Origin of the sequence: Delftia sp. PE138 (assembly GCF_018320755.1) — a bacterium.
GTDB classification, from domain to species: Bacteria; Pseudomonadota; Gammaproteobacteria; order Burkholderiales; family Burkholderiaceae_C; genus Comamonas; species Comamonas tsuruhatensis.
Genome location: NZ_JABEPN010000006.1, coordinates 353,848 through 363,966 on the forward strand (window position 1 = coordinate 353,848; position 10,119 = coordinate 363,966).

The 10,119-nt window shown below is 69.0% G+C and carries 9 protein-coding genes and 1 pseudogene; 8 read left to right on the forward strand and 2 right to left on the reverse strand.

Features of this window, described 5'->3' with window-relative positions:
- Positions 1-5: 5 nt before the first annotated feature.
- From HFGMBDPB_RS21485 to HFGMBDPB_RS21515, 7 genes are all read left to right on the forward strand, one after another.
- The gene (locus tag HFGMBDPB_RS21485; RefSeq protein ID WP_212646189.1) at positions 6-782 is read left to right on the forward strand and encodes an SDR family NAD(P)-dependent oxidoreductase; all 777 of its coding nucleotides are present in this window, start codon (positions 6-8) and stop codon (positions 780-782) included.
- Positions 783-793: 11 nt separating this feature from the next.
- Positions 794-1,552, forward strand: coding sequence for an SDR family NAD(P)-dependent oxidoreductase (locus tag HFGMBDPB_RS21490; protein WP_017405599.1), 759 nt, complete (start codon positions 794-796; stop codon positions 1,550-1,552).
- Positions 1,553-1,733: 181 nt separating this feature from the next.
- Positions 1,734-2,027, forward strand: coding sequence for a hypothetical protein (locus HFGMBDPB_RS21495; RefSeq protein WP_016449806.1), 294 nt, complete (start codon positions 1,734-1,736; stop codon positions 2,025-2,027).
- Complete coding sequence (locus tag HFGMBDPB_RS21500) at positions 2,024-3,067, forward strand: CobW family GTP-binding protein (protein WP_016449807.1); 1,044 nt, start codon at positions 2,024-2,026, stop codon at positions 3,065-3,067. Before HFGMBDPB_RS21495 ends, HFGMBDPB_RS21500 begins: the two co-directional genes overlap by 4 nt.
- Positions 3,068-3,080: 13 nt before the next feature.
- Positions 3,081-4,271 carry an ABC transporter substrate-binding protein gene (locus HFGMBDPB_RS21505; protein ID WP_203399845.1) on the forward strand — a complete coding sequence of 397 codons (1,191 nt, stop codon included), beginning with the start codon at positions 3,081-3,083 and terminating at the stop codon, positions 4,269-4,271.
- Positions 4,272-4,334: 63 nt separating this feature from the next.
- A complete protein-coding gene (locus HFGMBDPB_RS21510) occupies positions 4,335-5,387 on the forward strand; it encodes a GntR family transcriptional regulator (protein ID WP_016449809.1) in 1,053 nt (350 codons plus the stop codon).
- Between the two features lie 191 nt (positions 5,388-5,578).
- A complete protein-coding gene (locus HFGMBDPB_RS21515) occupies positions 5,579-5,968 on the forward strand; it encodes a hypothetical protein (protein WP_016449810.1) in 390 nt (129 codons plus the stop codon).
- Between the two features lie 12 nt (positions 5,969-5,980).
- On the opposite strand, the gene HFGMBDPB_RS21520 is transcribed toward HFGMBDPB_RS21515, so the two are convergent.
- Positions 5,981-7,489 (reverse strand): L,D-transpeptidase family protein, encoded by a 1,509-nt coding sequence (locus HFGMBDPB_RS21520; protein ID WP_016449811.1) that lies wholly within the window; start codon positions 7,487-7,489, stop codon positions 5,981-5,983.
- Positions 7,489-8,853: a L,D-transpeptidase Cds6 family protein gene (locus HFGMBDPB_RS21525; protein ID WP_349305387.1), complete on the reverse strand. Its 1,365-nt coding sequence runs from the start codon at positions 8,851-8,853 to the stop codon at positions 7,489-7,491. The genes HFGMBDPB_RS21520 and HFGMBDPB_RS21525 overlap by 1 nt, the downstream gene beginning before the upstream one ends.
- Positions 8,854-9,333: 480 nt before the next feature.
- On the opposite strand from HFGMBDPB_RS21525, the pseudogene HFGMBDPB_RS21530 reads away from it, so the two are divergent.
- A pseudogene (locus HFGMBDPB_RS21530) lies at positions 9,334-10,119 on the forward strand (hypothetical protein); the annotation flags it as partial.

The following is a 10,119-nucleotide window of genomic DNA, read 5'->3' on the forward strand; positions in this document are numbered from 1 at the left end:
CCGCCATGCACCCGCAGATCGACAGGAACAAGGTCGCCCTCATCACCGGCGCTGCCAGCGGCATCGGCCAGGCGCTGGCCGTGGCCTACGCGCAGGCCGGCGTTGCCGTGGCCGGCAGCTACTACCCGCAGGACCCTCACGATCCCGGCCAGACCCGGGACCTTGTCGAGCGCGCGGGCGGGCGGTGCGTGATGGAGGCGGTCGATGTGGGCGATGCCGAGCAGGTCGAGCACCTGGCCCGGGTCGCCGTGGACCGCTTCGGCCGGCTGGACTTCGCCGTCGCCAATGCGGGTTTGCTGCGCCAGGCGGCCCTGGCCGAGATGAGCGATGCGCAGTGGCAGGAGGTCATCAACATCGACCTGGGCGGCGTCATGCGCACCTTCCGGGCCAGTGCGCGCCACATGGCTGCAGGCGGGGCCATGGTGGCCGTCTCCTCCATTGCAGGCGGCGTCTACGGCTGGGAGCAGCATGCCCACTATGCGGCCGCCAAGGCGGGCGTGCCCGGGCTGTGCCGCGCCGTGGCCATGGAGCTGGCACCGCGCGGCATACGCTGCAATGCCGTGATCCCCGGCCTGATCGAGACGCCGCAATCGCTGGACCCGGTCAACTCGCTGGGGCCGGAGGGCCTGGCGCAAGCGGCCAGGGGCATCCCGCTGGGACGCGTGGGGAAGGCCCGCGAAATCGCTGCCCTGATCCGTTTCCTGACCAGCGACGAGGCCTCCTACATCACCGGCCAATCCATCATTGCCGACGGCGGCCTGACGGTGCGCTGGCCCAGTTGAGGACATCCGACATGAGCACATCCAAGCCACTGGACGGCCGCCGCGCCGTCGTGACAGGCGCCGGCAGCGGCATCGGCGAGGCCATTGCCCTGGCCTATGCGCAGGCCGGCGCGCGGCTGCTGCTGGCCGACATCGATGCCGCGCGGGCCGAGGACGTGGCCCGGCGCTGCCGCGCGCTGGGCACGCAGGCCGAGACCGTCATCGGCGACGTGGGCGACGAGTCCACGGCCCACCGCATCATCGACCGCTGCGTGCAGGCCTTCGGCGGCATCGACATCCTGGTCAACAACGCCGGCATGCTCACCCAGTCGCGCTGTGCCGACATGTCCACCGCGATGTGGGACGAGATGCTGCGCGTGGACCTGCGCAGCGTCTTCCTGTGCGCGCGGCGCGCAGTGCCGCACATGCAGGCCCAGCGCTGGGGACGCATCATCAGCATCGCATCGCAGCTGGGCATCAAGGGCGGCGTGGAGCTGAGCCACTATGCGGCGGCCAAGGCCGGCGTGATCGGCTTCACCAAGTCGCTGGCGCTGGAAGTGGCACCCGACAATGTCCTGGTCAATGCCATTGCCCCCGGCCCCATCGCCACGCCGCTGGTCGACGGCATCAGCGCGGACTGGAAACGCGCCAAGGAGGCCAGCCTGCCGCTGGGCCGCTTCGGCCGCGCCGACGAGGTGGCGCCCACGGCGGTGCTGCTGGCCTCCGATCCCGGTGGCAATCTGTATGTGGGACAGACGCTGGGGCCCAATTCCGGCGATGTCATGCCGTGAAAAGAAGCACCCCCTGAGTCGCTTCGCGCCTTCCCCCTCTCTTCGGAGGGGGCGTACGGGCAGCCGGCGACACCCTCGGTGCGGGGCGGCGCGGCCGGCATAGGCCCTTCCTCGGTGTCTCTGCTCTTTGGCTGCGCCAGTTTCGCAGGCGGCTCCATTCGCAACCGAAAGGGTTTCTGTCATGTGTGGAATGTGCGGTTTGCTGCAGGGCTCCGGCCACTGGAGCCAGGCGCCGGCCGGATCGGCCGGGCGCCGCCAGCGGCTGATTCAGATTGCGCGCGCCAACCGGCTGCTGGCGCTGTGGCGGCTGCGGCTCAGCGACTTCCACGGCCAGTCCTACCTGCTGCAGGGGCCTACGGGCGCCAGCGTTCTGGTGCCCGACTTCGGTGCGTTGTGGCCCGCGGCCGAGCGGCTGCTGGCCCGCGAGCTGGATCCGCTGGCCATGCCCTGGCCGCAACCGGAGCAGGCGCCATGACCGGCGATGCACGCCTGCCCGTGGGTGTGCTCACGGGCTCTCTGGGCAGCGGCAAGACCACGCTGCTCAGGCAATGGCTGCAGGACTCTCCCGCTGCCGAGACCGCCGTGCTGATCAACGAATTCGGCGCCGTGGGGCTGGACCATCTGCTGGTGGGCCGCATCGACGCCGACACGGTGCTGCTGGACAACGGCTGCATCTGCTGCGCCATCCGCGGCGAACTCAAGGAGGCGCTGTGGCGGCTGCACCAGCGCCGCGAGCGCGGCGAGCTGCCTGCGTTCCAGCGCGTGCTGATCGAAACCACGGGCCTTGCCGCGCCCGGCCCGGTGATCGCCACCCTCATAGGGGATGCGCAATTGCGCCAGGTCTTCAGGCCCGCCCATGTCGCCACCGTGGTCGATGCCCTGCACGCGGCCACGCATGCGCAGCGGCCCGAATGGCAGGCCCAGGTCGCCGCCGCCGACCGGCTGTACCTGAGCAAGACCGACCTGGCCCGGCCGCAGGACGCCGAGGCGCTGCGCGCGCAGCTTGCCAGGCTCAATCCGCTGGCCGTGCTCGGCAACAGCCGCCAGGCGCTGCCGGCCTGGCAGGAGCAGCCCGTGCAGGAGAGCAATTGGCTGGCACGCGCCATTGCAGGCACGCCTCGCAGCCGCAAGGGCCAGGAGCCGCACGGCAGCATCCAGGCCTTCTGCCTGGAACTCGACGGCCCCGTGGACTGGTGTGCGCTGACGCTGTGGCTGACCTGGCTGCTGCACCGCCATGGCGAGCGGGTGCTGCGACTCAAGGGGCTCGTGGCCGTGGCCGCCGAAGGATGGCCGCAGGGGCAGCCGACGGTGCTGCACGGCATGGGCCATCTGATGCATGCGCCCGAGCATCTGGCCGAATGGCCCGGTGGCGACGGCCGCTCGCGCCTGGTCTTCATCGCCTCGGGGCTCAACGGGCAGCAGGTGGACGACTCCTGGCAGTCGTTCCAGCGTTTCTTCGCGCAGGACAATGGGGCGCAGCCCGGCGCCGCACCCGGCCCGGCCGCCTTCCATTGACAAGGAACACCCCATGCGCAAGAACATGCCTGAACTGCGGGTACTGGGCACCTCGGTGACGCTGACCGAGGCCATGCGCCGCCGCGCCGAGCAGGACCTGGGCCTGCGCATCCGCTTCGAGGTGCTCGACGGCTTCGACGCGCAGCGCCAGGCCGTCATGCGCCAGGACAGCTTCGATCTCTACGACCAATGGTTCCACAGCCTGGACTGCCTGTGGCCGACAGGGGCGCTGCAACCCATAGACATCGGCAGGCTGGCGCATTGGGACGAGGTCAACGCCCTGCCCAAGACCGGGCGCATCACGCCGCAGGCGGCCCTGGGCGCGGGCTGCAACCCGGCCATGCGCCTGTACGTGCAGGCCGATGGCACCCTGGGCGGCACGCCCGCATCGCGCATCAGCATGCTGCCGCTGACGCACAACGCCGACAGCTTCGTCTACCTGCCCGCCGCCGTGCCGGAGCTGTTCGCGCAGACCGAGGAGAGCTGGTCGTGGCTGCTGTCTCCCGCCTGCCGTGGCCGTGCGGCCCTGCAGGCGGATGCGGCCATCGGCGCGCTGGATGCGGCCCTGGCCCTGCAGGCCGGCGGCGACATGCGTTTTGGCGACATCAGCAACCTGGGACTGGAGGAGATCGACCAGATGATGGCCCTGCTGCTGCAGCGGCAGGAGTCGGAGCAGTTCCGGGGCTTCTGGGGCAACTACGCCGATGCGGCGCGGCTGATGATCGATGCCGGCGTCGCCATACAAAGCCACTGGTCGCCGGCCATCGCCCACTACCGCGCGGCGGGGCTGGACTACCGGCTGGCCTGCCCGCGCGAAGGATACCGGGCCTGGTACGGCGGCCTGGGCATCTCCAGCCAGGCCAGGGGCGACACGCTGGATGCCGCCTACCGCTACCTGAACTGGTGGCAGTCCGGCTGGCCCGGTGCGGCGATGGCACGGCAGGGCTACTACATCTCCAACCCGCTGCGCAGCCGCGAGCACCTGCGCGCCAGCGAATGGGACTATTGGTACGCCGGCCTGCCTGCCGCCGAGGACCTGCGGGGCACCGACGGCCAGGTCGTGATCCCGCGCGGCAGCGTGCGCGACGGCGGTTCCTACGAGCAGCGCCTGGGCCACATCGCCGTCTGGAACACCGTCATGGACGAGCACAACTACCTGGTGCGCCAATGGGCCACGCTGCTGCGCCGCGCCCGCCCCTTATAGTCCTGCCGGATACCGGCCCCCTTTGCGGCGGCCGGTGCACAGGTACATGCAGATGAAGCAGGAATGACAAGAGCCACCCCAGCACCCACGCAGCTTGCCCGCGACGAGGAAGCAGGCCCCGGCGAATCCGGTGAATCCGGCGATCCCGGCGAACGCCGGCTGCGCTATGAACTGATACGCCAGCGCCTGCGCGGGGCCATCGTCGAGCAGCGGATCGAGCCCGGCCTGGTGCTGCTGGAGGGGCCGGTGGCCAAGGTCTTCGGCACCAGCCGCATACCCGTGCGCAAGGCCTTCGAGCTGCTGCATGCCGAAGGGCTGCTGTGCACCTTCGACGGACGCGGCTACCTGGTGGCCCGGCCCGGGCAGGCCGTGCAGCCCCAGCGCCTGCCGCTGGACGCGCGGGCCCTGGGCCTGGAGGAGGGCAACGCCACCATCCACATCCCCTCGGAAAGCGAGCGCATCCACGACGAGCTGGAGCAGACCATCTCCATCGCCATGATCTTCGGGCGCTTCCAGATCGACGAAAGCGCGGCCATGGAGCACTTCAACGTGAACCGCGTGGCCCTGCGCGAGGTGCTGAGCCGGCTCGTGGACCGGGGACTGGTGGACAAGAGCACCTATGCCTCCTGGCGCGTGGCGGCGTTGACGGCACGCGCGGTGAACCAGGACTTCGAGCTGCTGGCGCTGCTGGCGCCCGCGGCGCTGCGCGAAAGCGGCCCGCGCCTGGACAGGGACATGCTCGCTGACCTGCGCCGCCGCCTGCACGCCCCCGCCGCACCGCAAGCTCAGGAGCTTTTGCGGCTGGAGCAGCACCTGCACGGCGCCTTGCTGGCACGGCATCCCAACCACAAGCTGGTGGGCATGCTGCAGCAGTGCCAGATGCCGTGGCTGATCCACAGCACCTTTGACCGCATGTTCCCGCAGTCGCCCAACCCGCCCCTGCTCGAGAACTGCCGCCAGGTCATCGACGCCCTGTGGGATGGTGAGTACGAGCGGGCCGCGCAGGCGCTGCAGGACTACCTGGCCCAGGCACGCAAGCGCGCCCAGCTGCAGCTCAAGGTCCTGTCCGTGCTGCCCGAGGCGCAGCTGCCGGCCTATCTGGTGCGGCAGTCGTGACCCCCTGAGGGACGCATCGGGCCAGGCAGGGCCGAAGCGGACAAGACTGCGACCGGTGCGCCTGGTTGCATGTGCAACCACCGGTTTGCGCCGGGTTCACCGGGCGTTTACGCAAGCGCGGCATATTGGGCGGCCGACAGGGAACCGCAGGAACCCCAGGTACCGAAGGACCGCACCGAAAGACCGCACCGATGAATGCCCTGCGCATCAGCACCACCGTCTTCACCGAAGCCAGATTCTGGAGCCTGGTGGTTTTCTCGGTCGTTCTTCCCTGCGCCATCTACGCCGCCCTGCTGGCCAAGCGCAGCATCTCGCGCACCACGGTGCTGCTGTTCGGGCTGGCCCTGGTGGCCATGGCGGGGGTGGATGTCTACCTGCTGCAAAGCCTGGCCTCGGCGGCCAAGGCGACGCCTTCGCTGTCCGACAACACCCTCTTCGTCTCCGAGCTGTCCACGGCGCTGTACCTGCTGCCGGCCATGATTGGCGGCATCGGCGTGAACATGACCTCGCATGTGCTGATACAGCACCTGTTCGATGCGGAGCGCCGCTTCGACAGCAACCGCCACAACGAGAACACCTGAGCTGCGCCGGGCTCAGCCCATCACGTCCTCGGAGAAAAGCTGCCAGCGCCCGCCCGTCTTGCGCCAGTACTGGCGCAGCGGCAGGCCCTCGGCAAAGGACTTGCTGCTGGCGCGCAGGTTGACCACGCGGATCTCGCCCTTGGCGTCCTTCCAGGAATAGATGGACAGGTCCTGCAGCGTCACGCCGGGGCGGTTGAGGTAGGCGGCCAGCCGCTCCTGTGATGTGCGCGAGGCCGGCGACTGCAGCAGGTCGGGCGCGTAGAGGGCGGCCAGCTTGCGCGGGTCCGCACCGTTCCAGGCGCTCTTCCAGTCGTCGATGACGCGCACGAAGGCGTCTGCCGCCTTCTGCTGGGCCTGGGCCTTGGGGGCCACCCATTGCAGCTTTTCGCGGATCAGCACCGGCGTCTGCCGGTCCACGGTCTGCATGAGCAAGGTGAGATCGGGGTTGGCCAGCACCAGGCAGCCATCGCTGGCCTCGGGCGCCCGCGAGAACTGGTCGGGCGGCGAGCCATGCAGCCAGATGCCGCTGCCCGAGCGGCCCACGGCCTTGTCCCAGTCATTGGGAAAGTTCACCGTGAGCGCACCCTTGCCATAGAACTCCGGCAGACGGGGCCCGGGGATGTGGCGGCCCACGAAGTAGATGCCCAGCGGCGTGCGCTGGTCGCCTTCCTGCCATTTGTCGGTGCCCAGCTTGCCCACGGAGACATAGAAGTCCCCCAGCAGCCGCAGCCCGCCTGCCTCATGGGCGAACAGGTACAGCCGCGACTTGCTGGCGTCGATGGCAATGGCATGCCGCACGGATGCGCCCAGCATCAAAAACTCGCCGGGAACGGAACCCGCAGGCGGCGCGCCGCTGTCCGCCTGCAGCCGGCGCTTGAGTTCGTTTTGCAGATCCTGCAGCTGGGCCTGCGCGGGACTGGCCGGACCCTCCAGCCGTGTGACGCTGCCCACGGACAGGTTGTGCCGCACCAGCACGCCCTGGCCCGGATGGCTGGGGGCGGCGGACGCAGCCACGGGCGTGCCCGCCAGCACCTCGCCGGCACGGCCGGTCTTGAAGCGCAGCAGGTCTGCATACACCAGCTGGGCTGCGCGGAAATTGGGGACTTCGGCGGTGAGATCGGCGGCCGCCTTCAGGGCGCCATCCAGATCCCGCTGCTCCACCTGGCGGATGATGGCCAGCAGGCGGGCCTCCGCCTGGCTTTGCGAGCCGGCCGCCGCCTTGGCATGGCCTGCCGTGGCAGCGACGCCGCCTGCCGTGGCCGCCACCGCAGCGGCGGCCACGGCCGTCTTGCCCGACGCCGAGCGCAGCCTGGCTGCGCCGGCCTTGCCGGTCTTGCTGGTCTTGCCCGTTGCAGGCTTGGCGGATGCAGTCTTGGAGGCCTTGGCCGGCTTGGCGTAGGCCGCCGTGCCGAACGACATCGTGGACAGAGCGGCCAGCAGCACGGCCACGCCAGCGGCCCGCGCATGCAGGCGCAGCAAGCCGGCGGATGACCGTGCCAGGGGGCGCGCTCTTTCAGGCATCAGGAACCGGTTCCTTCGTGGGTGATGCGCCATTGTCCCTTTTCGCGCTGCATGCGCAGGGTCTTGCGGGTCGTGGTCTTGAGCGCGCCCGATGCGTAGTACTGGCGGAACTGGGCCGTGGCCTTGTCGCCGTCCACCGTCACCTTGAGGTCGCGCACGGTGACGACGATGGTGGTGCGTCCGACAATGCGCTGGCGGCGCTGTTCCTTCCACTTGGCCAGGCTGCTGCCATCGGCCGGGGAGAAGTGGTCGCTGTAGGCGTCCAGGTAGCGGTCCATGTCCTGTCCGGCCCAGGCGGTGGACCAGGCCTTGACGGCGGCCTCCACTTCCTGCGCTGCGGCCGACTGGGCCGCCTTCTTCTCGTCGACGGCTGGCGCTGCCTTGGCGGGCTCGGCGGCGGCCACAGCGGCGGCGGCAGGGGCCGCAGCGGTGGTCACGGCGGCGGCCTTGGCCGCAGCCTGCCTGGCTTCCTCGGCAGCGCGCGCCTTGTCCTGTGCGGCCTGGGCAGCCTTCTCCTGGGCCAGCCTGGTCTCGGCGGCCTTGGCTTCCGCTGCCTTGGCCTGGGCCAGCTTGGCCTCCGCTGCCTTGGCCTCCGCTGCCTTGGCTTCTGCGGCCTTGGCCTCCGCTGCCTTGGCCTCTGCGGCCTTGGCTTCTGCGGCCTTGGCCTGCGCTGCCTTGGCATCGGCGGCCTTCACTTCAGCGGCCTTGAATTCGGCGGCCTTGGCCTCTGCCGCCTTGGTCTCGGCGGCGCGGGCCTCGGCCAGCTTGGCGTCGGATTCGCGGGCCTTGGCATCGGCCGCCTTGGCATCGGCGACCTTGGTCGAGGCAGCTGCAGCCTGGACCGTCTTGCCCTGGGCGCCACCTTGCTTGGGGAAGATCTGCGTGATCAGGGCCAGCTTGGGCTGGATGGCCTGGCGCGATCCGTCCAGCTGCAAGGCCTTGGCATAGGCATCGCTGGCCATGCGCGCATACAGGTCGCCCAGGTTCTCATGCGCCGTGGCGTAGCTGGGGTTGGTGCGAATGGCCTGCTCCAGCACTTCCGAGGCCTTGCGTTCCTGGCCTTCGGCGGCGTACAGCACGGCCAGGTTGTTGTAAGGCTCGGGCAGGCTGGGGTAGTCACGGGTCAACGCCGTGAAGATCTTGATGGCCTGGGCGTTCTGGCGCTGCTCCGCGGCGATCACGCCCTGCAGAAAGCGCATCTGCACATCGGCCGGGTTTTGCTTGAGGTAGGCCTCGGCCTGCTTGGCGGCCTGGGGCGCCTTGCCCTGCTCCAGCAGCCGTGAGACCTCGTCCACCGCCTCCTGCGATGCATGGGCAAACGCCCCGCACAAAGCCGCCCCCAGACTGAAGGCGGCAATGGCCACGGGCCGGGCTATCCGCAAATAGGTACGACCCGGCACTCGCGACGGAACTCTGGACGAAATCAGCATATGGGCGCTCTCTACGCAATGAAAGTTGGAAGACGGGCCTGTTCGCTTTTGGGCTTACTGCATGCGCCGATACACGCCTGCAGCCAAAAGCCAGCGATTTTATAGGCGAAAGCCATCTTGCCCCGCTGCATGGGCCCGCGAGTCAAGGGCCATGAAACATGGCGCGGCACCGGCGCCCGAGTAACGGAGCAGACCCGGCAGCGTTACGTAACGTGTGCCGTAACAGACCCTTGATGAGACATTGTGATCAATAGATAAATCCATACAAATCAATATCTTAGGATGATTCCTAGGCCATCCGGACCTGCAGCGTGCACGTGGCATGCATGTTGCACAAAAGGGCTCGACAGATTTTTCACGGCTTCCAAGCCACCGTCTGACCTTGTCGTCTCAACCCTTGTCTGGAGAGAGTAAATGACCGCCCAATCGATGCAGCCCACCGGCAACACCACCGTCAGCCCCGTGCAGTTCGGTGACCCGCAGCCCTCCAGCGTTGTGCTTGCGCAGCTCAATACGTCGAACATGCAGCCCGGCGCAGCCGCAGCGGTCATGCCCCGGGGCACGCCTCCCGCCACACTGTCCCAGGTCAGCCCGGGCGTGCAGATCGTGCGCAATGGGGAAACCCTCATGGCCCAGCCGGGCAGTGCCCTGCAGGTCGGCGACAAGATCATCGTGCCCGCCGATGGCAGCGCCAAGGCGCTGTTCCAGGGCAAGGACGGCCAGACCCTGGTCGGCACCTTCGAGGGCGGCACCCAGGCCACGCTGGCCCAGCGCGAGGGTGATGGCGCAGGCGCCATGGTGCTGGACCTGGCATCTGGCAACGTCCAGGTGGCGCCCGCCAGTGACAGTGACGCCGTGGGCCTGATCGTGACCAAGGAAAGCGCCGCAGCCGCAGCCGGCGGCTCCGTGCTCAGCGACTTCCTGCTGGCCGGCCTGATCGGCGCGGGCGGCGTGGGCCTGATCGCCGCAGCCAGCAACGACGACGACGACCCAGCCCCCCCGGTGCCGACCGATCCCACGAATCCGACCAACCCCACGGATCCCACGAATCCGACCAATCCCACGAACCCGACCAACCCGACCAATCCGACGGATCCCACCAACCCGACGAATCCTACGAATCCTACGAATCCCACGGATCCGACGAACCCTACGAACCCTACGAACCCCACCAATCCTACGAACCCCACCAATCCGACC